This window comes from Alistipes sp. Marseille-P2263 (genome assembly GCF_018101075.1).
Lineage (GTDB): Bacteria > Bacteroidota > Bacteroidia > Bacteroidales > Rikenellaceae > Alistipes > Alistipes dispar.
Genome location: NZ_JAGQEJ010000009.1, coordinates 56519 through 80287 on the forward strand (window position 1 = coordinate 56519; position 23769 = coordinate 80287).

At 64.4% G+C, this 23769-nt stretch carries 19 protein-coding genes; 5 read left to right on the plus strand and 14 right to left on the minus strand.

Annotated features, from left to right (window positions below):
* Positions 1-38: 38 nt before the first annotated feature.
* The 3 genes from KB554_RS11005 to KB554_RS11015 all read left to right on the plus strand — a co-directional run bounded on the left by KB554_RS11005 (position 39) and on the right by KB554_RS11015 (position 5139).
* Positions 39-2531 (plus strand): hypothetical protein, encoded by a 2493-nt coding sequence (locus KB554_RS11005; RefSeq protein WP_211036128.1) that lies wholly within the window; start codon positions 39-41, stop codon positions 2529-2531.
* A gap of 95 nt (positions 2532-2626) precedes the next feature.
* On the plus strand, positions 2627-4645 hold the full coding sequence (locus KB554_RS11010) for a S8 family serine peptidase (RefSeq protein ID WP_211036129.1): 2019 nt from the start codon (positions 2627-2629) through the stop codon (positions 4643-4645).
* Between the two features lie 26 nt (positions 4646-4671).
* Entirely contained in the window at positions 4672-5139 is a 468-nt protein-coding gene (locus KB554_RS11015) for a lipocalin family protein (RefSeq protein WP_141428315.1), read from the plus strand.
* A 230-nt stretch (positions 5140-5369) separates the two neighbouring features.
* On the opposite strand, the gene KB554_RS11020 is transcribed toward KB554_RS11015, so the two are convergent.
* The 8 genes from KB554_RS11020 to rsmH form a co-directional block, all read right to left on the minus strand.
* Positions 5370-5771: an RNA-binding S4 domain-containing protein gene (locus tag KB554_RS11020; RefSeq protein WP_211036131.1), complete on the minus strand. Its 402-nt coding sequence runs from the start codon at positions 5769-5771 to the stop codon at positions 5370-5372.
* Positions 5772-5833: 62 nt separating this feature from the next.
* Positions 5834-7231: an FtsW/RodA/SpoVE family cell cycle protein gene (locus tag KB554_RS11025; RefSeq protein WP_211036132.1), complete on the minus strand. Its 1398-nt coding sequence runs from the start codon at positions 7229-7231 to the stop codon at positions 5834-5836.
* A 4-nt stretch (positions 7232-7235) separates the two neighbouring features.
* A complete protein-coding gene (gene murD / locus KB554_RS11030) occupies positions 7236-8591 on the minus strand; it encodes a UDP-N-acetylmuramoyl-L-alanine--D-glutamate ligase (RefSeq protein ID WP_211036134.1) in 1356 nt (451 codons plus the stop codon).
* Positions 8592-8657: 66 nt separating this feature from the next.
* Positions 8658-9902, minus strand: a complete 1245-nt coding sequence (mraY, locus tag KB554_RS11035) for a phospho-N-acetylmuramoyl-pentapeptide-transferase (RefSeq protein ID WP_141428319.1) — start codon at positions 9900-9902, stop codon at positions 8658-8660.
* A 4-nt stretch (positions 9903-9906) separates the two neighbouring features.
* Positions 9907-11379 (minus strand): UDP-N-acetylmuramoyl-L-alanyl-D-glutamate--2,6-diaminopimelate ligase, encoded by a 1473-nt coding sequence (locus KB554_RS11040; RefSeq protein ID WP_211036136.1) that lies wholly within the window; start codon positions 11377-11379, stop codon positions 9907-9909.
* 1 nt (position 11380) lies between these two features.
* The gene (locus KB554_RS11045; RefSeq protein WP_211036138.1) at positions 11381-13642 is read right to left on the minus strand and encodes a penicillin-binding transpeptidase domain-containing protein; all 2262 of its coding nucleotides are present in this window, start codon (positions 13640-13642) and stop codon (positions 11381-11383) included.
* Positions 13643-13650: 8 nt separating this feature from the next.
* Positions 13651-14166 carry a hypothetical protein gene (locus KB554_RS11050; protein ID WP_141428322.1) on the minus strand — a complete coding sequence of 172 codons (516 nt, stop codon included), beginning with the start codon at positions 14164-14166 and terminating at the stop codon, positions 13651-13653.
* Between the two features lie 7 nt (positions 14167-14173).
* Positions 14174-15076, minus strand: coding sequence for a 16S rRNA (cytosine(1402)-N(4))-methyltransferase RsmH (gene rsmH / locus KB554_RS11055; RefSeq protein ID WP_211036140.1), 903 nt, complete (start codon positions 15074-15076; stop codon positions 14174-14176).
* Between the two features lie 94 nt (positions 15077-15170).
* On the opposite strand from rsmH, the gene KB554_RS11060 reads away from it, so the two are divergent.
* Positions 15171-16004 (plus strand): acyltransferase, encoded by an 834-nt coding sequence (locus tag KB554_RS11060; RefSeq protein WP_141428324.1) that lies wholly within the window; start codon positions 15171-15173, stop codon positions 16002-16004.
* A gap of 22 nt (positions 16005-16026) precedes the next feature.
* Entirely contained in the window at positions 16027-17034 is a 1008-nt protein-coding gene (locus tag KB554_RS11065; protein WP_141428325.1) for a GNAT family N-acetyltransferase, read from the plus strand.
* A 103-nt stretch (positions 17035-17137) separates the two neighbouring features.
* Here KB554_RS11065 and KB554_RS11070 read toward each other — a convergent pair whose 3' ends face one another.
* The 6 genes from KB554_RS11070 to KB554_RS11095 form a co-directional block, all read right to left on the minus strand.
* Positions 17138-19135, minus strand: coding sequence for a M13 family metallopeptidase (locus tag KB554_RS11070; RefSeq protein WP_211036209.1), 1998 nt, complete (start codon positions 19133-19135; stop codon positions 17138-17140).
* Between the two features lie 127 nt (positions 19136-19262).
* Positions 19263-20525, minus strand: coding sequence for a phosphoglycerate kinase (locus tag KB554_RS11075; RefSeq protein ID WP_141428335.1), 1263 nt, complete (start codon positions 20523-20525; stop codon positions 19263-19265).
* A gap of 173 nt (positions 20526-20698) precedes the next feature.
* Positions 20699-22021, minus strand: coding sequence for an ABC transporter permease (locus tag KB554_RS11080; RefSeq protein ID WP_141428336.1), 1323 nt, complete (start codon positions 22019-22021; stop codon positions 20699-20701).
* Positions 22022-22034: 13 nt separating this feature from the next.
* Complete coding sequence (locus tag KB554_RS11085; protein WP_141428337.1) at positions 22035-22250, minus strand: hypothetical protein; 216 nt, start codon at positions 22248-22250, stop codon at positions 22035-22037.
* A gap of 5 nt (positions 22251-22255) precedes the next feature.
* Positions 22256-23227, minus strand: a complete 972-nt coding sequence (locus KB554_RS11090) for an ATP-binding cassette domain-containing protein (protein WP_211036142.1) — start codon at positions 23225-23227, stop codon at positions 22256-22258.
* 110 nt (positions 23228-23337) lie between these two features.
* Entirely contained in the window at positions 23338-23760 is a 423-nt protein-coding gene (locus KB554_RS11095; RefSeq protein ID WP_141428339.1) for a hypothetical protein, read from the minus strand.
* Between the last annotated feature and the right edge of the window lie 9 nt (positions 23761-23769).

Sequence of the window (23769 nt, forward strand, 5' to 3'; positions counted from 1 at the left end):
TGCGCAAAAATGCTTACTAACATTTAAATCAGCGAATTGTGAAGACACTCAAATACATCTTATGGGCATTCCTGGCGGCATTCGCGGCCGTCGGCTGCTCGGACGACCCGACCTACACGGCCGGCTCCGAGGAGGACCCGGATAACTACGGCGTCTATTTCCCGACCCAGACTTCGCCGACGGAGGTGGAGCTGGATCCCGCGGAAGAGCCCGAGATCACCTACAAGGTCCGCCGCACCCGGTATCTCGACGCCATCACGGTTCCGGTCGAGATCACGACCAGCGCGGAGGAGATTTTCGAAATCGAACCGATCGTCTTCGGTCCGGGCGAGGAGGAGACCGAATTCACCGTCTCCTTCCCCAACGCCAAGGAGGGCGAGACCTACACGTGCGACATCCGCATCGTAGATCCGCACTACATTTCGATCTACGGTCCCAGGGCTACGAGCCTTTCGTTCTCGGTGCTCCGCGCGGGCTGGGAGCTGGTGACCGAAGGGGAAGCGACCAAAGGCAAATGGCGCGACGAGGTGATCGGCGACATCTACTCGATGGACGTCTCGACGTTCAACCCCTACCCCGAAGTCGAGGTCGAAATCTACCAGCGCACGGACCTTCCGGGCTACTACCGCGTGAAGGTCTATAACAGCACCCTCGTCACGGCGCTGGTCGGCCAGCAGATGAACGTCCAGAGCCGCGACGTGTGGACGATCATCGACGCCCGCGACCCGAACAGGGTATTCCTGCCCTACCAATCGACCGGACTGACGCTCAACTCCGGCGACGGCGAGCTCAAATTCGCCTCCAACGTGGCCGAGAACTTCGTCATGGAGGAGTCGGCCGGACAGTACGGCACGCTCAAGGACGGCGTCATCACCTTCCCGGCGCAAAGCATCCTGCTCGAACTGGAGAAGGAAGCGGGATCGTTCTTCTACGGCAACCGGAACGGAATGCACCGCATCCTGATGCCGGGCGTCGTGATTCCCGACTACACCGTGACGCTCGCCAAGAGCGAACCGAAGGAGGGCGTCGTGGAGATCGCGGCGACCTTCGCGGCGGACGCCCGGGAGATGAAATACGCGGTGTTCGAAGGCGTGCTCGACGACGGACAGGCCAGCCTGACGGCTCAGGACATGGACAAGAACAAGGACAATCCGGACACGTTCCAGGGTTCGATCACCGAATCCGGCACGATCCGCGTCGAGAACAGGCAGACGGGCAAATACACGCTCGTGGGCTGCATCTACGACGAGGAGGGCACGATGCGCTCCTACGCCTTCGTATCGTTCGGCTACGTGGCCGCAGACGACGAAAAGCCGGTGATCCTCACGGTGGGTCTCGAGGCCACCAACGAGTATGCGGGCCAGGGGCTGACATCGGACAACTCGGCGAAGTTCTACGCCTACGGCGAGGGAATCGAATCGGCCGTCTATGGACTGTTCCGCAGCAGTCGGCTCGAAGGCATCGACAAGAACGCGCTGCTGGACAGCCAGGGCACGCCCTTCACCGAGGAGCAGCTCGCCCAGCTCAACGACAAACACTTCAGCGTCATGCTGACCGGCCTGAACGGCGACAGCGAGTACACGCTGCTGATGCGCGCCAGCAACGGCTACATCAGCGAGATCAAGGAGGCCGCCTACAAGACCACGGGCACGTACAACCCGGCCATGGAGGATTTCGTTTACGAAGACTTCCTCTCCGCCGAGGAGCAGCCTTCGGTCGAGAAGCTCAGATCGACGGTGTGGAACTACTACGCCATGGACCTGATGGATTACTCCTCGGAACAGCCGATGCGCCGGAAGATCGGCTCCGTGACGATGACCGACAACCCCGAGATCACCGCACAGGCGGGAGGCACGGTGCTGAACGTGGACGGCCTCTCGGGCATCGACTTCGAGAGCGGCGGTTCCGTATTCGGCTTCTACATCCCGGGCAACCAGACCTTCGACGGCTACAACGGCGTCCTGGCGCTCTACACCGACAAGGACCTCACGCCGGCCACCTACAAGGGAAAAAGCACGATCCTCGGTTTCACGCCGCTGGAATCGCCCACCTCCATCTATTACGGTTACGGTCTGTTCGTGGGCGCCGTCGCCGACGGATACCTCTACTGCGTACCGTCGCCCGCAGGCGTGCAGCAGGGGCTTACGTTCAATTACTTCTTCACCGGAACGACCAGCGAGGTGTTCAGCATGATGACCGAGATGATGCTCGTCGATCCCGAAAAGGACCTCGGCGGAGAGCTCCCGAGCGCCGCATTGCAGCGCATCGCCGAACTGCGGCGACAGGCCGTGAAGGCTTTCGCCCCGCGGAACTGCGTCGAGCTGCCCGAGTTCAGCGGCGGCGCGGGCTGCACGGGCCCCGCGAAACCGGTTCTTCCGGGAAATCTCGCGGTGAACCCGATGCCGGCATCGGCTCCCTCCGTGAAGCGGGCCGACGCGGCGACGACCGCCGCAGGTCCGGCCGCCGGAGGCGCTTCGGCGCCGGGCGACTTCCGGAAAACGGGCGTGCGGGCCGAAAAAAGACTGAAATAACCGTCCGGGAAGCGGCCGGAGGTTCGGCATGATGCCGGCCGCTTCCCTTTTTCAGACGATAACGACATGCCGACCATTCTCAACAAGACAAGTATATGCAGAACACCAAGAAATTTCTGATCTTCGCATCCCTGCTGTTCGCGGCCTGTACGTCCGATCCGCTCCAGGAGCCGGCAGGCACGGCCGGCGACGCCGGGGAAACGGCCGTCTCCAAGATCTGCAACACCTCCGCCCATGCGGCCCGGGGAACGCTGATCGCCAAGTTCGACGACGAGGCCGTCCCCACCCTCGAGCAGGCCGCCGCGCAATACGCCGCGACGCGCAGCGGCGGCGCCATGACGCGCTCGGGCATCGCCCCGGTCGACGAGATTCTCGCCGACCTGCACGTCTCCTCGCTCGAACGCGTCTTCCCCGACGCCGGGGAGCACGAGGCGCGCACCCGCGCGGCCGGACTGCACAGGTGGTACGTCCTCGCATTCGACGAGGAGCAGGACCTCGACGAAGCGGCCCGCCGGCTCGCCGCCGTGGCCGAAATATCGAAGATCCAGTTCAGCGTCAAACGCCGGAAGGCCTTCGACGGCAAGGCCTATCCGTTCCGCGAGGAGCCCCGCGGCGCGACCCGCGGTCTGGTCCGGTCGGACTTCAACGACCCGAACCTCTTCTGGCAGTGGCACTACATCAACAACGCCGACCAGGCGGTGGCCACCACCGCGCTCGCCGGAGCCGACATCAATGCGGCCGACGCCTGGAAACTCACCGGAGGCGACCGCCGGGTCATCGTGGCGATCGTGGACGAAGGGGTGAAATACACCCACCCCGACCTGGCGGCCAACATGTGGACCAACCCGAACCCCTCGAAAGAATACGACTATCAGGACATCCACGGCTGGAATTTCGCCGCCGACGCTCCGATCTCGTGGGACCGGGTCGAGACGCTGCCCAACGGCCAGAAGGACGGCGATTCGGGACACGGCACGCACGTCGCGGGCACGGTCGCCGCGGTCAATAACAACGGGCTCGGCGTAGCGGGCGTGGCCGGAGGCACGGGCAACGGCGACGGCGTGCAGATCATGTCGTGCCAGATCTTCTCCGGCTCCACGGACGCCACCGACCTCATCGTGAGCCGTGCGATCAAGTATGCCGCCGACCACGGAGCCTCGATCCTCCAGTGCTCCTACGGCTACGAAGGCGCGGGCATCCGGTCGGACCGCGAGTACGAGAAATCGGCCCCGCTGGAGGTCGAGGCGATCCGGTACTTCCTCGCCCAGAGCAACTGCAAGGCGATGGACGGCGGTCTGGCCGTTTACTCGGCGGGCAACGAATCGAAGCCCTACTCCGACTACCCGGGCGGCTACCGCGACTGCATCTCCGTCACGTCGTTCTCGGCCGACGGACTGCCGGCCTACTACACCTGTTACGGTCCCGGCTGCAACATCGCGGCCCCGGGCGGCGAGACGGGCGGCCTGAGCGGCGGCGAGAAGGCCGGCGTGCTCTCGACGCTCTGTTCGGAGATCAGCGGAACGGACTACGGCTACATGCAGGGAACCTCGATGGCCTGCCCGCACGTCTCGGGCGTCGCCGCGCTGGGCCTCTCCTATGCGCTGGCCAAAGGCAAGCACTACACGCGCGAGGAGTTCGTCTCGATGCTCCTCACCTCGGTGAACGACATCGACGCGCGGCTCGAGGGAACCAAGACCACGGGTGCGACGCTCAACCTGGAGGACTACCGCGGCAAGATGGGCACGGGAACCGTGGACGCCTACCAGTTGCTCATGCAGATCGAGGGAACGCCCTGCCTGAAGGTCTCGACCGGCAGGCTGGAGCTCATCACCCTCACGCAGCACTTCGGCGGATCGGCCCAGAACCTGACCTACCGGGGCGTGGAGATCGCCAAGGAGGACATGGAGAAGCTCGGCATGACGGCGGAGCCTGAAATGTACAACGGCCAGTTGATGATAAAATGCACGAAACCGGGTGTCGCACGCATCACCGTCAAGGCGGTCGGCGGCGGCAACCGCCCCGGCTCGGAGACGATCATGGGCGGCATCGAAATCTCCAAAGAATTCGCCGTCATCGCCCGGGAAACGGGAGCCGAAAACGGAGGTTGGTTATAAACGACAGTAGCACACTAAAGAATCCAATGAAAAAGCATATCTATTCCCTGTTTGCAGCCGCGCTGCTCGTATTCTGCGCCGGATGCTCGAACGACGACGACGGACCTGCCATCTCCGACAAAGGCGTGGTGGGCGAGTGGCATCTCACGTCGTGGAACCACGAAACGCCGGCCGATTTCGACGTCTATGTCCAATTCGGGGCCGACGGGAAATTCGACATCTTCCAGAAGGTGGAGACTTCGGCCTACGTCCGGTATTCCGGCCGTTTCGCCGCGTCGGATTCGCGCCTTTCGGGCCGTTACAGCGACGGCGTGGCGTGGAGCACGGACTACACCTTCGAACTGAGCGACAACGGCGACACCCTGACGATGACCAGCGCCACGGAGGGCGCCGAAGTGAGCGTCTATACCAGAACCCCGATTCCCGAGGAGGTGCTCGACGCTCCCCAGGTGCGTTCCGGCACGCTCCCCGACGGATTCCGGCGGATTCTGTAATCCGGAGCGATCCTCACTCAACCGAAAGACGGACTCTTAAAGAGTCCGTCTTTTTTTCGAAAAATGCGGCCGGAAACCCACCGGAGAACAGGTCCGGAAGAAGCGAACCCCGGAAAGCGGGGAAAACACCCTCCGGAAAGCCCCCAAGAAACAGGAAAAGCAAACCCTCCGGGAAGCGCACTCCGCCCGAAAAGCAAGGAAACGCCCCCGGGGACGGGAAGCGGGTCCGGCTACTCGTCCTCCCCGTCGTCGTAAAATACCTCGTCCATGAGCGTATCCAGCTCGCGCCGCTCCTTCTTGGTGGGGCGGCCCGTACCGCGGTCGCGGAAGACGAAGATCGTCTCGCGCGGCACGTCGAGCTTCGCCAGCTCCTCCTGCGGCGTGACGTCGAGGCAGTAGGCCGGAACGTTCCTGGCCCCCTGGCGGCTCGACACCAGCCCGAGCACCTTGTACGAATAGGTCACCTGCCGTTTGCGCACGGCGATCAGGTCGCCGATCTTCACTTCGCGCGAGGGCTTGGCGAAGGAGCCGTTCACCGTCACCTTGTTGGTGCGGATGGCGTCCGCCGCATCGCTGCGGGTCTTGAAAACCCGCACGGCCCAAAGGTATTTGTCCAAACGAATGTCGTCCATAACCGAAAACTATGCGATCTCAATTTCCGTTGTCTGCCGGGTTGCCGCCGTCCGCGGACCCGTTACCGCTCGTAGAGCGTCTCGGCGCGGGGTCTGTCGTGCGACTGCTCGTCGTTCTGACGGCTGACGCTCAGGATCATCCCCAGCGCGATGGTCGTGAAGAGGGTCGAGGAGCCGCCGCGCGAGATGAGCGGCAGGGTCTGGCCCGTCTCGGGAATCAGATTCACCGTCACCATGACGTGCAGCAGCGCCTGGCAGGTGATGAGCAGCGCCAGCCCCAGCACCAGCAGCCCCGGAAAGGCCGTGCCGCAGCGCCGGAAGATCTCGATGGCGCGGAAGAAAATCCACAGGTAGAGCATCAGCAGCACCACGGCCAGCAGCAGCCCGTACTCCTCGACGAAGAAGGCATAGGCGTAGTCGCTCTCGGGGTGGATCATCTCCACGCGCATGGCGCTCTGTCCGGCCCCTTCGCCCAGGATTCCGCCGTTGTGAATGGCGATCATCGAACGTTCGGTGTCCGTGAGGTGCTCGATCGGCTTATCGACCTGCGACGAGGTCCAGAGGTGAATCCACGTCGAGACGCGCCCTTCGGCCGTCTCGCTGCGTCCGAGGTTGAGCGTCATGACCACCGCGATGGCCGCGACGCCCCATCCCACGAGCTTCATCAGCTCGCCGAAACGCACCCGTCCGATGAGCATCATCACCCACGAGGCCATGGCCACCAGCACGGCCGACGAGGTGTGCGCCGGGAAGATCACCAGACACGACACCGCGACGGGCATGAGAATCGGCCATGTCCCCTCGCGCCAGATTTTCCGCTGCGCGGGCGACGAGCGCCAGGTCCAGAACCGCCACGTGGGGACGATGCGGATCTTGTCGATCTTCGACTGCCTCCCGGCCAGCTGCTGCGCGAGGAACAGCACCGTGGCGACCTTCAGCGCCTCCGACGGCTGGAACTGGAAGGGCCCGAGCGGAATCCAGCGCGCTGCGCCGTTGGTCGTCGCGCCGATGAAATAGACGGCGACGGTCAGCAGCACCGAGAGGAAATAGACGGGGCGGGCGAAGTAGTTGTAGATGCGGCAGTTGATCTTCTGCACGGCGAACATCACCACGAGGCTCGCCGCGAGGATCATCAGTTGCTGGCGCAGGAAGTGCGCCGTCGTGCGGGCCGTGTGCGCGTCGTAGGCCATCTTGGCCGTCGAGGAATAGACCACCAGCACGGAGATCACCGCCAGCGCGGCGACGATGATCCACAGCACGCGGTCGCCCGTGAAGAGGTCGAGCCGCGCCGCACCTCCGCCGGCCGCGCCGGTATCGTCCGCAGCGGGTCCGGAGTCGCCCGCAGCACCGCGGCGCCCTCCCGGCGGCGTCTCCGCCGGGGCGCCCCGGCGGCGCGGCGCGGCATCGCGGGCCGTCTCCGCCGCCGTCCGTTCGTCGTATCCGTATTCCTCCCGCTCCATGTCGTCAGGCATTTTCGTTCACCCAGCGCTTGAAACGTTCGCCGCGGTCCTCGTAGTTGCGGAACAGGTCGAAGCTCGCGCAGGCGGGCGACAGCAGCACCGCGTCGCCCTCCCGGGCCGCGGCCTTCGCCGCCGTCATCGCCTCGTCGAGCGAAGAGGTCGGAATCACCTCGGGAACCACCCCCGCAAATTCGCTCAGGAGCTTGGCGTTGTCCAGCCCCATGCAGACGAGCGTGTGCACCTTCTCGCGGGCGAATGCCTTCAGCGGCCCGTAATCGTTGCCCTTGTCCGTGCCTCCGGCGATCCACACCACGGGCCGCTTCATGCTCTCCAGCGCGTAATAGACCGAATCGACGTTCGTGGCCTTCGAGTCGTTGATCCACAACACGCCGCCCTTCTCGGCCACCGGTTCGAGCCGGTGTTCGACCGGGGCGAATTCGTAGAGCGAGCGGCGGATCCGCGCCGGGGCGACGCCCGCCGCGAGGGTCGCCAGCGCCGCGGCCATGGCGTTGTAGGCGTTGTGCAGCCCCTTGATCCGCAGCTTCGCGGTGTCGATCTCCACGGAGCTTTTCCCGGCCGCGGCCGTGAAGCGTCCGTCGCAGAGGAAGGCGTCGCCCGCGCCGCTCGCCACGGCGTTCTTCGCGGCGAAGGGCAGTTGTTTCATGCGCAGGTCGTAGCGCGGCAACTGCCGCCAGATCACCTCGTCGTCGCCCGAATAGACGAACCAGTCGCGCGAGGTCATGTTCCGCACGATGCGCATCTTCGAGTCCGCATAGTTCTGAAAGCAGTGGCCGTAGCGGTCCAGGTGGTCGGGCGTGATGTTCATCAGCACCCCGATATGGGCGCGGAAGCGGTACATGCCGTCGAGCTGGAAGGAACTGAGCTCCAGCACATACCAGTCGTAATCGCCCGTGGCGACCGAATAGGCGAAGCTCTCGCCGATGTTGCCCCCGAGCGCCACGTTCAACCCTGCGTCGCGCATGATCTTGTAGATGAGCGACGTGGTGGTGGTCTTGCCGTTCGACCCCGTGATGCAGATGCAGCGCGCCCGGCCGATGTAGCGGCCCGCGAACTCCATCTCGGAGATCACCGGAATACCCGCCTCGCGGATACGCCGCACGATGGGCGCCGTCTCGGGAATCCCGGGCGACTTGACGACCTCCGACGCCGCGAGGATGCGCTCTTCGGTGTGGCCGCCCTGCTCGTAGGGAACCCCCCACTCGTCGAGCCGCTCGCGGTAGCGGTCGGCGATACGGCCCGAGTCCGACAGGAAGACCCCGAACCCCTTCTTCTTGGCGAGGATCGCGGAGCCGTAGCCGCTGATTCCGCCGCCCAAAACGACGATGAATTTCTTCTGCATGATTCCGTTCTTTATTTTCCGGCCGTCCCGGAAGCGCCCTGCGGCCCCGGCGGACGGCCCGATCGCTTATCGTATCTTCAGCGTCACCAGCGTTATGGCCGCCAGCAGCAGCGAAATGATCCAGAACCGCGTGACGATCTTCGTCTCGAAGATGCCCCGCTTCTGGTAGTGGTGGTGTACGGGCGACATGAGCAGGATGCGGCGCCCCTCGCCGTAGCGGCGCCTGGTGTACTTGAACCATCCCACCTGCATCATCACCGAGAAGCTCTCCACGAGGAAAACCCCGCACAGCAGCGGCAGCAGCAGCTCCTTGCGGATGCAGAGCGCGAAGACGGCGATCACGCCGCCGATCGAGAGCGAGCCCGTATCGCCCATGAAGATCTGCGCCGGGAAGGAGTTGTACCAGAGGAAGCCGACCAGCGCCCCGACCAGCGCCGCGGCGAAGACCACCAGTTCGCCGCTCTGCGGGATATACATGATATTGAGGTAGTCGGCATAAACGATGTGGCCCGAGAGGTAGGCCAGCACCCCCAGCACGGCGACGATCGGGACCGATACGCCCGTGGCCAGCCCGTCGAGGCCGTCCGTCAGGTTCGCGCCGTTCGACACGGCCGTCACCACGAAGATCGCCACCAGCACGTAGAGCAGCCACGTGGCCGTTCCGTTGCCTCCGGTGAGCCAGCCGTAGTCGAACTCGTTGTCCTTGATGAAGGGGATGGTCGTCTGCGTGGTCTTGACCGACTCGGAGCTGAGCACCACCGTCTGCCGCACGCTCTGCACCGCACGCCCCTCCTCGTCGAGATAGACCGTCTCCACGGGCCGCGTGGACTTCTCGCGCACGACGATCTCGGGCGAGAGCCACATGGTCGTCCCGACGATGACGCCCAGCCCGACCTGTCCCACGATCTTGAAGCGCCCCTTGAGGCCCTCCTTGCGGTGGCGGAACACCTTGATGTAGTCGTCCAGTCCGCCGATCAGCCCCAGCCAGACGGTCGAGACCAGCATCAGTTGCACGTAAACGTTGTCCAGCTTGCCCAGCAGCAGCGTCGGGACGAGGATGGCGACGAGGATGATCACGCCGCCCATCGTCGGCGTGCCCCGCTTCTGGAGCTGCCCCTCGAGCCCCAGGTCGCGGATCTCCTCGCCGATCTGCTTGCGGCGCAGGAAGTCGATGATCCGCCGCCCGAAGATGATAACGATGAGCAGCGAAAGGATCACCGCCGCCGCCGCGCGGAACGAAATGTACTGGAACATGCCCGATCCGGGCAGGTCGTAAACCTCGTCGAGGTATTTGAAAAGATGATACAGCATGGTGTCAGTTGCGTTTTTCCGGTTTCGAAAGGGCGGCGAAGGCGCGGCGGACCTCCTCGCGGTCGTCGAAATGCCGTTTCTCGTCGCCGACGATCTGGTAGGTCTCGTGCCCCTTGCCCGCGACGAGGAGGATGTCGCCGGGCCGCGAGAGCATCACGGCCGTGCGGATCGCCTCCGCCCGGTCGGCGATGCGCAGGTAGCGCACCGAGGGGTCGAGCCCGGCCGTCATCTCGTCGAGAATCGCCTCGGGCGACTCGTGGCGGGGATTGTCCGAAGTGAAGATGGCCGTCGAGGCGTATTTCACGGCGATCTGCGCCATCTCGGGCCGTTTCGTGCGGTCGCGGTCGCCGCCGCAGCCGCACACCGCGAACAACTGCTGCGCAGGGGTGCGCAGCTCGCCGATCGTCCGCAGCACGTTCTCCAGCGCATCGGGCGTATGGGCGTAGTCCACCACCGCGACGGTCCCGTTCTCCGCACGGATCACCTCGAACCGGCCGCTCACGGGGTGCAGCGCCGAAAGCGTGCGCAGCACCTCCCCGCGGTCGAGCCCCAGCAGCGACGCCGCACCGTAAACGGCCAGCAGGTTGTAGGCATTGAACCGTCCGAGCAGTCCGACCCACACCTCCGCGCCGTCGATGCGCAGCAGCATCCCGTCGAGGTGCGTCTCAACGATCCGGCAGCGGAAATCGGCCATCGACCGCAGCGAATAGGTGCTCACCTTCGCCGCGGTGTTCTGCACCATGACGCGGCCGTTGCGGTCGTCGGCGTTCGTCAGCGCGAAGGCCCCCGCGGGCAGGCCGTCGAAGAAGCGCTTCTTCGCCCGGATGTATTCGGCGAAGGTCTTGTGGTAGTCGAGGTGGTCGTGCGTCAGATTCGAGAAGATGCCGCCCGCGAAGACGAGCCCCCGCGTGCGCTCCTGCACGATGGCGTGCGAGGAGCACTCCATGAAGCAGAATTCGCACCCGGCGTCGGCCATCTCGCGCATCATGGCGTTCAGGCGGATCGGGTCGGGCGTCGTGTGCGTCGCCCCGATTTCGCGGCCGTCGATCCGATAGACCACCGTCGAGATCAGCCCCGCGCGGTAGCCCAGCGCCCGCACCAGGTCGTAGAGCAGCGTGGCGGTCGTCGTCTTGCCGTTCGTGCCGGTGACGCCCACCAGCTTCAGCTCGCGGCTCGGATGGCCGTAGAATGCCGCGGCCATGTCGGCCAGCGCCCCGGCCGCATCGCCGACGCACACGTAGGTCACCCCGGCAGCCGGCTCGGAGGGCATCCGCTCGCAGACCACCGCCGCGGCGCCCCGTCCGACGGCCGCCGGAATGAAGTCGTGGCCGTCGGCCTGCGTTCCCGGCACGGCGAAGAAACAGTCGCCCGCCCGCACGGCGCGCGAATCGAACGCGAGTCCTCCCACGGCGATCTCCGGATCGCCGTACAACGCCCCGACGGGCGTCCCTTCCAAAATATCCTTCAGTCTTTTCATCTCAGTCCAACGTTATGACGACCGCCGCGCCCGGCCGGATGCGGGTCCCGGCGGCGATACTCTGCCGCACGACGGCTCCCTGCCCCGAGAAGCGGACCCTCAGCCCGCGGCTCTCGAGCACGAACAGCGCGTCCTTCAGCCCCATGCCGCGCACGTCGGGCATCACGCCCCGGTCGTCCGGCAGGCTCGTGATCGCCACGTTCGAGAGGCTGTCCACCGCGGCGCGGCCCCAGCCCGTGCGGCTGTCGAACGAGGCGCGGGGCGAGAGGCGGTCGGCCACGCGGCGGATCTGGGCGATGTCGCCGCCCTTCACCCGCTCGGGATAGCGGCGCGGGCCGTCGCCGCCGACCCGGCCGTACCAGTCGTGGCCGCGGTTGTAAATGTAATCGACCATGCGCTTGACGACGGGGCCCGCCAGCGGCCCGCCGTAGTAGGCCTTGCCCGCCTGCGCCCGGGTCTCGATCGTGGTCAGCACCGTATAGCGCGGCGCATCGGCCGGGAAGAAAGCCACCATCGACCCCAGGTAGTAGCGCCCTTCGCGGCTGCGGGCGTCGGTGATCTGGGCCGTGCCGGTCTTGGCCGCCACCCTCACGCGCGTCGTGTCGCGGAAGAAGGCGCTGGCCGTGCCCTCGGTGCAGACCGCCTGCAAGCACTCGCGGACGATGCGCAGCGTCTGCCGCGAACAGACAGACGAGGAGATCGTCCGGCTCTCGAAACGCTCCTCCACGCGGTCGCCCCGGCGCAGCTCCCGCACCAGCACGGGCGAAATCATCCGCCCCTCGTTGGCCACGGCGTTGTAGAACGTGATCATCTGGATCGGAGTCAGGCGCACGCGGTAGCCGTAGGCCATCTTCACCAGCATGACGCCCGGGTCGGGGACCTTCCAGTCGGAAGTGATCGACGGGGCGCGTTCGCCGAGCCGCTCCAGTCCGACGGTCTCGCCCAGATGCAGCTCGTCGCGCAGGTAGTCGCTGTACCGCTGCTTCCGCCCCGTGATGCCGTAACGGTCCCAGACCGCCTCGGCGAAATAGACGTTCGACGACGAGGCCACGGCGCGGCGGAAGTCGATTTCGCGGTCGCCGCGGTGCGAGTCGCGGATGTTGCGCGCCGGACCGATCTTCACCGGATCGCCGTTGTGGGTGTCGTAAACGGTCGTCACGGGCATCCGCGCGTCGTCGAGCAGCGTGAGCATCGTCGCCAGCTTGAAGGTCGATCCCGGCTCCATGCTGCGGCTCAGGGCGTAGTTCTCCCGCTCGGCGAAGCTCCCGTCGGCATTGCGCCCGAGGTTGGCCAGCGCCAGGATCTCGCCCGTGCGGGTCTCCATCACGATGGTCGTGCCCCACAGAGCGTTCTGCCGCTCGAGCTGCTGCCGCAGCGCCTTGTCGGCCACGTCCTGCAAGTCGAGATCGAGGGTCGTCACCACGTCGTACCCGTCCTCCGGGTCCTCGTGCCCGGCTCCCGCCACGCGGCCGTAGAACCCGCGCGCGATACGCTGCCGCACGGCCCGTCCGTCGCGGCCCGCCAGCTCGGCGCGGTAGGCCTCCTCGATGCCGTAATTGCCCTTGTCGCCCGTCAGACCGATGGTCCGCCGCGCCAGCTCGCCCTGCGGATAGATGCGTTCGTCGCGTTCGACCAGGCGGTAAACCATGCCCATATTCCAATTCAGCAGCGGATAGCGCCGCAGCACCTCCCACTCGGCGTAGTCCACCTCGCGGGGAAAGACAGCGACGGGCGTATGGTCGCGGATCGTGTCGTAAATCCGCCGCGTGACGTACTCCTCGCCGCGCAGGCGGTCGAGCATCCGCGACAGCCACCCCTCCGAACGGAGATACTGCGTGTCGCGCGGATTGACCAGCCGGTAGCGCCGGGCATGCTCCTCGCGGAACATCCGGGCGTACTCCGAGGCGGGACGGTCCCCGAAGAAGGCGGCGAGCAGCTTCGAAAGCGAATCGGCCTGCTCGCGGAAGGTCCTGAGCGAATCCAGCCCCGGCGAGGCGAAGTCGAAAGCGGCCTGGTAACGGAAGATCGAGGTGGCCAGCGGCTCGCCGTCGCGCGAGAGGATGCTGCCGCGCTGGGCGGGAATCACCTCCTCGGTGAAGATGCGGCTCGAAAGGCGGTCGGCGTTGTAGGCCACCTCCGCGCTGAAGAGCTGCACCCACACCAGACGGACGAGCACGACGCCCCCGGCGAGGATGAAGAGCACGTAGAGGAGCCTCACCCGCAGCAGAATATCGCTTTTGATCTTCGATCGCTCCGGCTTCATTCTCGGTGTCAGTTTTCGATGATTTCACCCGGGGCGAGCGGGTCGTAGAGGTCGATGCCCCGGCGGTGCAGCTCCTCGAGGATCGCCGAATGGGTGGTGCGGCGGTAGCGCTGCTCCTGCAGCCGGATCGACCGTTCGCGCAGGATCTGCACCTCGCGTTCGAGGCGCGAATAGCGCATGTCGAGGTGCAGCGACCAGAACATCACCACGATACTCAGGAAAAACATGCCGGCGATGGTCAGCATGTAGGGGTAGTATTTCGAGATACCCTCGCGCAGGAGGATCGTGCCCGAAAAGAGCTGCCAGAAGGTGCTGCTCCGGAGGCGGCGCTCCCTGCGCGCGCGTTCCTCCTCCTCGGCACGCTCCTCGGCTTCGCGCTCCTCGTCGGCACGGATGTCCTCGTCGGCCTCGCCGCGCTCCATGCGGCGCACCTCGCGCCGCACGCGGCGGGCGAACTCCTCCTCCTCGGCACGGCGCGCCTCCTCCTCGGGAGTCACGGGATCGAATTCGTGATCGCGGTACATGGCTGCATCAACGTTTTGCGGCGGCGCGGAGCTTCGCCGAACGGGACCGGGGATTGCGCTCCAGCTCCGCGGCCGAAGGGGTCACGGCCTTGCGCGTGACCGGTTCGAAGGGGACCTGCGGCCGGCCGTAGAAATCCTTGGCGACCCGCCCCGAGAAGTCGCCGCTGCGCAGGAAGTTCTTCACCAGCCGGTCTTCGAGCGAGTGGTAGGAGATCACCACCAGCCGCCCGCCGGGACGCAGCACCCGAAGGCTCTGCTCCAGGGCCATGCGCAGGGCCTCCATTTCTCCGTTCACCTCGATCCGCAGGGCCTGGAAGAGTTTGGTGAGGAACTTCGCCCCGTCCTTGCGGGGCGTGCAGGGCGCGACGGCCGCCACGAGCTGCGCGGTCGTGCGTACCGGCTCCGCCTCACGCGCCCGGACGAGGCACGAGGCCACCTTCCACGGCGTCTCCAGCTCGCCCCAGTCGCCCAGCAGACGCGTCAGCTCCTCCGCGGAGTAGCCGTTCACCACGTCCGCCGCCGTGAGCCGCCCCCGCTGGTTCATGCGCATGTCGAGCGGCGCGTCCCCGCGGAACGAGAAACCGCGCTCCACGGCGTCGAAATGGTGCGACGAGACGCCCAGATCGGCCAGAATGCCGTCCACCTCCCGGACCCCGCGGCAGCGCAACGCTCCGCGCAGAAAGCGGAAGTTGCTCTCCACGTAGCAGAACCGCCCGTCGTCGGGACGGTTGGCCAGCGTGTCGCGGTCCTGATCGAAGGCGTAGAGCCGCCCCGCAGGCCCCAGCCGCTCGAGAATGCGGCGCGAATGGCCGCCTCCGCCGAACGTCAGGTCGGCGTAGGTCCCGTCGGGACGTATATCGAGCAGGTCCACAGACTCTTCCAGCAGGACCGGCGTATGGTATTGCGGCATAATCTTCGTTCTCGAAAGTCTATTTGGGTGTAAAGTTAGGGATTTTTCGAAAAAGAATGCCTATATTTGTGGATATAATTTTCCGAACGTACCCATGCCCGAAATAGACATCGGAGCCGTACTCGCCGAGAAAGCCCCGGCGGCGGCCCGCTGGATACCCCGTTTCGCCGTGAACTGGCTGCGCCGCACGATCCACGAGCGGGAGATCAACCACATCCTCGAACACTACTGGTCGCTGCCGCCGCAGGAGTTCATCCGCGCCTGCTTCCGCCAGTGGCAGGTCACCTATTCGATCGAGGGGCTCGAACGCATCGACCCCGCGGGGCGCTACCTGTTCGTCTCGAACCACCCGTTCGGCGGCATGGACGGCATGATGCTGGCCGACAAGCTCATCGACCGCTTCGGCGACGTGCGCGTGGTGGTGAACGACCTGCTGATGCACGTCGAACCGCTGCGTCCGCTCTGGATTCCGGTGAACAAGCACGGCGCGCAGAATGCGGCCTGCGCCCGGCGTTTCGACGAGGCCCTGTTCGGCGAGCTGCCGATCCTCACCTTCCCCGCAGGACTCTGCTCGCGCCGCATCGACGGCCGCATCGCCGATCCCGAATGGAAGACCAGCTTCCTGAAAAAGGCCTACGCCTCGCAGCGGCAGATCGTTCCGGTCTTCGTCGAGGGGCGGCTGTCGGACTTCTTCTACAACGTGGACCGCTTCCGCAAGGCGCTGGGCATCCGGTTCAACATCGAAATGCTCTGGCTTCCCGACGAAATGTTCTCCCAAAAGGGGAAACACTTCCGCATCGCGGTAGGCGACCCGATCCCCGTGGCCGAACTGCAACACTGCGGCTCCCTGCGCGAACAGACGGAAGAAGTACGCAAAAAGACGTATTTTCTGGAAAACAAGCTCGCCGGGGGCGCGAAAACCCGCTAAAATTGGTACTTTTGTTCCCGTTATGCGACTGAAAGAGCCCGAACCGATCCTGCCGCCCGTAAACCGGGACCTGCTGCGCGCCGAGTTGACGCCCGACAGGAAGGTGCGCGACACGCACAAGGCCGGCAACGAAATCTACATCTTCGCCGCCGGGGAGTGCCCCGCGCTGATGCGCGAGGTGGGGCGTCTGCGCGAAATGGCGTTCCGGGGCGCAGGCGGCGGCACGGGCCGCGAGGTGGACATCGACGAGGAGGACCTGGCCGGCGACGGCTACTACCAGTTGATCGTCTGGGATCCCGCGGCCGAAGAGATCGTCGGCGGCTACCGTTTCATCATCTGCACCTCGGAACGGCCCCGCCACCTCTCCACCGAGCACTATTTCCGCTTCAGCGACCGGTTCCGCCGCAAATACCTGCCGCGGACCATCGAGCTGGGCCGCTCGTTCGTCCAGCCCTCCTACCAGGCACGCGGCAATTCGAAGAGCATCTACGCGCTGGACAACCTCTGGGACGGACTGGGGGCGCTGATCGTCCTCAACCCGCGGGCGAAGTACCTCTTCGGCAAGGTCACCATGTACACCTCCTACAAGTCCGTGGCGCGCAACGCGCTCATCTGGTTCCTCCGCCGCTACTTCCCCGACCGCGAAGGACTGGTCGAGGGCATCCATCCGCTGACGCTCGACCTGGACGACCCCTATTACGAGGAGCTGTTCTGCGGCGAGACCTACATGGAAAACTACCGCATCCTGCTCCAGAAAATCCGGGAGTTCGACGAGAACATCCCGCCGCTCATCAACGCCTACATGAACCTCTCGCCCACGATGCGGGTCTTCGACACGGTGCAAAATCCCGACTTCGGCGGCGTGGAGGAGACCGGCATTCTGGTCACGATCCGCGACATCTACCCCGAGAAACGGATGCGTTACACCCGCTGGCAGGGGTGGCGCGCCAACCTCAAGCACCGCCGCGAGGAGTTCAGCGAACAACTCCGGGAACACCTCGGGCGGATCACGAAAAAGAAAAACGGCTGATCCCCGCGGAACGGGGTTCTCCGGCAAAGGAAAGGCCGGATCGCACAAGAAAGGGGGCTGTCCTGTGAGGACAGCCCCCCTTTTCCCTTCCCCGAAGGGTTCCCTACCAGATGATCACGCGCTCCTCCTCGGGCATGAACATCGGGCCGTCGGTGATGCCGAACGTGTCGTAGAAGGTCTGCAAGTTGCGCAGCGTGGCGTTCACGCGCCACTTGCCCAGCGAGTGTACGTCGAGCTTCGTGAGGCGTGCGGCCTCCTCGTCGCGGATGTTCTGCGCCCAGAGGGTAGCGTAGCCCAGATAGAAGCGCTGCTCGGGCGTGAAGCCGTCGATCGGCGCGGGCTTCTCCTTGCCCTCGAGCGAGTTGTGGTAGGCCGTCCAGGCCACGCGCAGACCGCCCTGGTCGGCGATGTTCTCGCCCAGGCAGAGCGCGCCGTTGGCGTGCAGCGCCGGCTGGCCGTCCTTTGCGGGCAGAACCTCGATGGCGTCGAACTGCTTGACCAGCACGTCCGTCTTGGCCTTGAACGCGGCGGCATCCTCCTCGGTCCACCAGTTGTTCATGTTGCCGTCCTTGTCGAACTGGCGGCCCTGGTCGTCGAATCCGTGGGTCATCTCGTGGCCGATCACCACGCCGATCGCGCCGTAGTTCACCGCGTCGTCGGCATCGGGATTGTAGAACGGCGGCTGGAGAATGGCGGCCGGGAAGCAGATTTCGTTCGTCGTGGGGTTATAGTAGGCATTCACCGTCTGCGGCGACATGTGCCACTCGTCCTTGTCCACGGGCTTGCCCAGCTTGGCGATATTGTCGGCCGTGTACCACTCGTTGGCGCCCACGATATTCTCCCAGTAGCTCTTCGCGGGGTCGATCTCCAGCGTCGAGTAGTCCTTCCACTTGTCGGGATAGCCGATCTTCACGGTGAAGGCCGAGAGTTTCTCCTGCGCGCGGGCCTTCGTGGCGTCGGACATCCAGTCCAGCGCGGCGATATGCTGCGAGAGGGCCTTCTGGAGGTTCTTCACCAGCTCCGTCATGCGGGCCTTGTCCTCGGCCGGGAAGTACTTGGCCACGTACATTTCGCCCACGGCCTCGCCCAGCGTGCCGTTGGGAACCGACATGGCGCGCTTCCAGCGGGGTTTCTGCTCCTGCTGGCCCGACATCACCTTGCCGTAGAAGTCGAACGAAGCCTGCTGGAACTCGTCGCTCAGGTAGGAGGCCGCCGCATTGATATACTGCGCCGCGAGGTAGTAGCGGAGTTCCTCTATCGGGGCGTTCTTCATGAGGTCGTTGGCGGCGGCGATGGCCGAAGGGGTCGTCACGATGATCGTCTCGAAATCGCCGATGCCCATGGCCTTATAGTAGGCCGCCCAGTCCACGGCGTCGTAGGTCTTCTCGAAATCGGCCTGCTTCGTGGGGTTGTACTGCGCCGGAATGTTGCGCAGCTCGACGTTCGACCACGACTTCTCGGCCAGCTTGGTCTCGATGTCCATTACGCCGGCCACGGCCTTGTCCAGCTCGGCCTCGGGCAGTCCTGCGAGGCGGAAAATTTTCTTCAGATACTCCTTGTAGGCCGTGCGGATGTTCTCGTTTTCGGGTTCGAGGTAATAGTCGCGGTCGCCCATCGTGAGCCCGCTCTGCGAAATGTAGAGGGCGTTCACGTCGCTGTTCATCAGGTCCGCCTGCACGCCCACGCCGAAGAAGGGATTGGCCACCGTGTGGTGGAGCCGTGCGACGGCCTCCGTCAGCCGGTCGCGGTCGGTCAGGGAGAGCAGCTCCCTGACGCCCGCCTCGATCGGGGCGGCGCCCTCGGCGTTCAGGCGCGCCGAGTCGAGACCCATCTTGTAGAGGTCCGAAATCTTCTGCTCCACGCTGCCCTTGGCGGCGTCGAGTTTGGTCATCTCCTGAAAGAGGTCGTTGATGCGCTTCTGGTTGTTCTCGGCGATCACGTCGAACGATCCGAAGCGGGAGTATTCGGGTTTGAGCGGGTTCCGGGCCTGCCAGCCGCCCGTGGCGTACTGGTAGAAATCGACGTTCGGAGCGACCGAAAGGTCGAAGTTCGCCGGGTCGATGGCCGGAGTCTTGGAGGTCTGGTTCTGACAACTTGCCATACAAGCCATGGTTGCTGCGAAAAGCACAATCTTTTTCATTTTCGTCGGGTTTTTATTGAGAAGCGGGAACCCCGTCTCCGGAAATTCCCGCTTCTCGATGATCTCTTCTCGTAGGATGGAATCCGGATTAGTCGCGGATGGCCGCCACACCGGGCAGGTCGCCGAACTCGATGTATTCGAGCAGCGCGCCGCCGCCCGTCGAAATGTACGACACCTGGTCGGCCAGTCCGAACTTGTTGATGCAGGCCACCGAATCGCCGCCGCCGATGAGCGAGTAGGCGCCCTTCTTCGTGGCTTCGGCGATGGCCAGCGCCACCTCCTTCGAACCGGTGGCGAACTTGTCGATCTCGAAGACGCCCACCGGACCGTTCCAGAGGATCGTCTTGCAGCCGAGGATATGCTCGCGGAAGGCCTTCTTGCCTTCGTCGGCGATATCGACGCCCTCCCATCCGTCGGGGATGTTGTCCGCCGGAGCCACGTCCGTATTGGCGTCGGCCGAGAAGGCGTCGGCGATCAGCGCATCGGGCGACATGACGAGCTGCACGCCCTTCTGCTTGGCCAGCTCCAGAATCTCGAGGGCCACGGGGAACATGTCGGGCTCGCAGATCGAATCGCCGACCTTACCGCCCTGCGCGGCCGCGAAGGTGTAGGTCATGCCGCCGCCGATGATGATGGAATCGACCTTCTCGATGAGGGCCTTGATGACGCCGATCTTCGACGACACCTTCGAACCGCCGATGATGGCGCAAAACGGGTGCGCCGGCTTCTCCATCACGGCGGCGATGGCCTTCACCTCCTTCTCCATGAGGTAGCCGAACATCTTGTCCTGGGGGAAATACTTGGCGATCAGGTAGGTCGAGGCATGCTTGCGGTGCGCCGTACCGAAGGCGTCGTTCACGTAGCAGTCGGCATACGAAGCCAGCCGCTTGACGAACTCCTTCTGCGGGCCCTCCTTGAGGGCCTTCTTGGCGGCATCCTTCTCCTCCTTGGTGGCGTCCTCGGCCAGCCCGCGGGGTTTGCCCTCCTCCTCGGCGTAGAAACGCAGGTTTTCGAGCAGCACCACCTCGCCGGGTTTCACGTCCCTGCACATTTGGGCGGCCTTCTCGCCCATGCAGTCGCCGGCGAAGGCGACCTTCACGCCGAGATTCTTCTCGATGGCCGGAACGATCTGTTCGAGCGAGTATTTGGGATCGGGATTCTTCTTGGGACGGCCCATGTGCGACATGAGGATCACGGCTCCGCCCTTCTCGAGCACCTTCTTGATGGTGGGCACTGCGGCGCGGATGCGGGTGTCGTCCGTCACTTCGCCCTTCTCGTTGAGGGGCACGTTGAAGTCCACGCGGATAATCGCGCGTTTGCCTTTGAAATCGTAGTTGTCGATCGAATTCATAACACGTTGATTTTTAGTTATTCGTTAAAACATTCGCTTCGTCGGGTCATATCTGCCGCAAATTTATGAAAATATTTCGCTTTCCTGTTATTTTCCTAACAGAAAAAACGGCGGCAAACCTCCGCGGCCGCGGCCCGGAGCGGTCCCGGCCGGATTTCCCGGACCCGCGGCGGTCAGTATTTGTACCGCACCCACTTGAACAACTCCCCGAGCGTCGGTTTCTTGCCGTACATGAAGATGCCCACGCGGTAGATCTTCGCGGCGAACCACACCATCCCCACGAACGAGGCGTAGAGCACCGCGAGCGAAAGGGCGATCTCCCAGAGCGGAATGTCGTAGGGGATGCGGACGATCATGACGATGGGCGACGTGAAGGGAATCACCGAGAACCAGAAGGCCATCTGCGAGTTGGGGTCCCGGATGACGGCGAACATCATCAGCAGCGCGAGGATGATCGGCAGCGTGATGGGCGTCTGCAGTTGCGAAGCGTCCTGCACGTTGTCCACGGCCGAACCCACGGCGGCGAACATGGCCGAATAGAAGAGGTAGCCGCCGAAGACGAAGAGCAGCAGGCAGACGAAGATCCTGACGATATAGCCCAGGTCCGTGATCGCGGCCACGGCCTGCAACATCTCGGGGTCCATGCCCGAGGCGGCCGCGGCGTCGGGCATCCCCTGCTGCATGGCCTGGGCGCTCGCCATGACGTCGGACGGCATGAGGTGGGGCATCACCGCGGCGCCGATGCCGCAGATCAGCACGCCCCAAATGGCCACCTGTACGACGGCCACCGAGGCGATGCCGAGAATCTTGCCCATCATCAGATCGAAGGGCCGCACCGAGGAGACCATGACCTCCAGCACGCGGTTGTTCTTCTCCTCGATCACCGACTGCATGACCATCTGCCCGTAGATCAGAAGGAACATGTAGAGGATGAATCCCAGGACGTAGCCCGTCACGGTGGCCACGGTGGAGGACTGCGCATGGGTCTCCTCCTCCTGCGACTTGTCGTTGCGGAAGGTCTGGAGCGTCACGGTGGTCTTCACCTCGTCGAGGATCTGCTGGAGATTGTCGATATTGTACCGCTTGAGCTTCTCGGCCTCGAGAATGCGTTCGATCTGGTCCGTGATGCTGCTCTCGACCGAGAGCGACGACGACGAGTTGGCGTAGAGCTTCACGTCGGAGGGGTTTTCCAGGATGTCGCCGCCGATCCGGAGCACGCCGAAACGGTCGGTCAGCGTCCGGCGGGCCTCTTCGGTCGTCAGGTCCGTCGGCTCGAAGCGCAGCTCCTCGTCGCTTTCGAGGCGCGGGGCGACGAGACCGCTCTCGTCGATCACGGCGATCCGCTTTTCGTCGCCGCGCGAGAACTGCATGATGAGCGCCGGGGCGGCCATCAGGGCCACCATCAGCAGGGGCATCAGCAGCGTGGTGATGATGAAGGACTTTTTGCGCACGCGTTCGTTGAACTCGCGCTGGATGATGATGGAGATATTGGACATGGTGTTGTGGTTTTCATCGGTTCTCTTTCTCTGCCGTTTTCCGGATGCGGAGCAGCAGCAGGATGCCGCAGCACAGCGCGATGGACGAAAGAACGAGCCGCAACGTGCTCTCCTCCGTCCTCAGCGCGCGGACCGCTCCGTACATGCCGAGTCCCAGACACAGGCCGGCAAACGTCCGTGCGGCGGCTTTTCCGAAGCGGCGGGGCGCCTGTTGTTCGCGGCTTTTCATCGGGTTCAAAGTTGTCCGTTCACGGCCCGGATGAAGATGTCGTTCATCGAGGGGATGATCTCGCGGAACTGCCGCAGTTCGACGGCCCCGTTCGCGGCGGCGATCACCTGCCGCACCTCCGCATCGGACACGACGCGGAGCCGGAGGGTGTCGTAGCCGTCCGCTCCGGCAAACGCGGCGGGCTCCGTTCCGCCCTCCCCGTCCCCGGCGGCCGCATCGGCGGCTCCGGCGAGGATTTCGCAGCGGCCCGCGAGCGCTGAGCGCAGCGCCTCCCCGTCGCCGCGGTAGGAAATCTCGAAGATGTTCGACCCGTGGCGGCGGCGGATGTCGTCCACCTTGCCCGAGAGGATGTTGCGCGACTTGTTTATCAGCGTGATGTGGTCGCAGATCTCCTCCACCGACGACATGTTGTGCGTCGAGAAGATGATCGTCGCGCCCTTGTCGCGCAGGGCGAGAATCTCCTCCTTGAGCAGGTTGGCGTTGATCGGGTCGAAGCCCGAGAAGGGTTCGTCGAAAATCAGCAGTTCGGGTTCGTGGAGCACCGTGACGATGAACTGCACCTTCTGGGCCATGCCCTTCGAAAGCTCCTCCACCTTCTTGTCCCACCACGTCTCGATGCCGAACTTCCCGAACCACCGCTTCAGCCGCACGACGGCCTCGCGGCGCGAAAGCCCCTTCAGACGGGCGAAGAAGACGGCCTGTTCGCCCACCTTCATCTTCTTGTAGAGCCCGCGTTCCTCCGGGAGGTAGCCGATGCGGTAGATGTCGGCCGGGGCGATCTCACGCCCGCCGAGCAGCACGCGGCCCGAGTCGGGTGCGGTGATGCGGTTGATGATGCGGATGAGGGTCGTCTTGCCCGCGCCGTTGGGGCCGAGCAGGCCGTAAACCGACCCCTTCGGAATGGCGAGCGATACGTCGTCCAGCGCCGTATGCGCCGCATAGCGTTTGGTGACGTGTTCCGCCGTTAGCAGATCCATAGTCGTAACGTGTTTGTTCTCTCGGAAATTTACAACGGCAAATGTAGAAATAAATTTTGAATATCAAAAAATATTTATCGTTTTTCGATAATAAAAAGCCGTCATCCCCGTCAGAGTTCCGACAGTCCGGCCCCGGGCGCCGGAGCGGCCCCCTGCCGGGAAGGCGCCGGAGAGGAGGAGACTACGCTGTCCACGACGAATTTCGTGAAGCCGCGCCAGGGCAGGGCGCCGAAATACTCCTTGTAGTGCAGTTCGACCGAGCGGCCGCCCTCCAGCATCAGCCGCCGGGCCAGCTCCGGGTCGCGCACCGAAAATTCGAATTCGTAGGACTGGATCGTCCCGGCCGTCTTCGAGCGGATGCCCGACTGGATGAGCTTGCCTTCGTAGGTTTTGAAAATCACGCCTTTGTAAACGACATAATTCAGTTCGCCGCTCTTCACGCCCTCGCCGAAGACGAAGTAGAAGCGGAAGTAGATGAACAGCGCGAGGGCGGCGAGGACGACGGCCGGCGCGATGATCCGGAATTTTTTCATGGCTTTGCG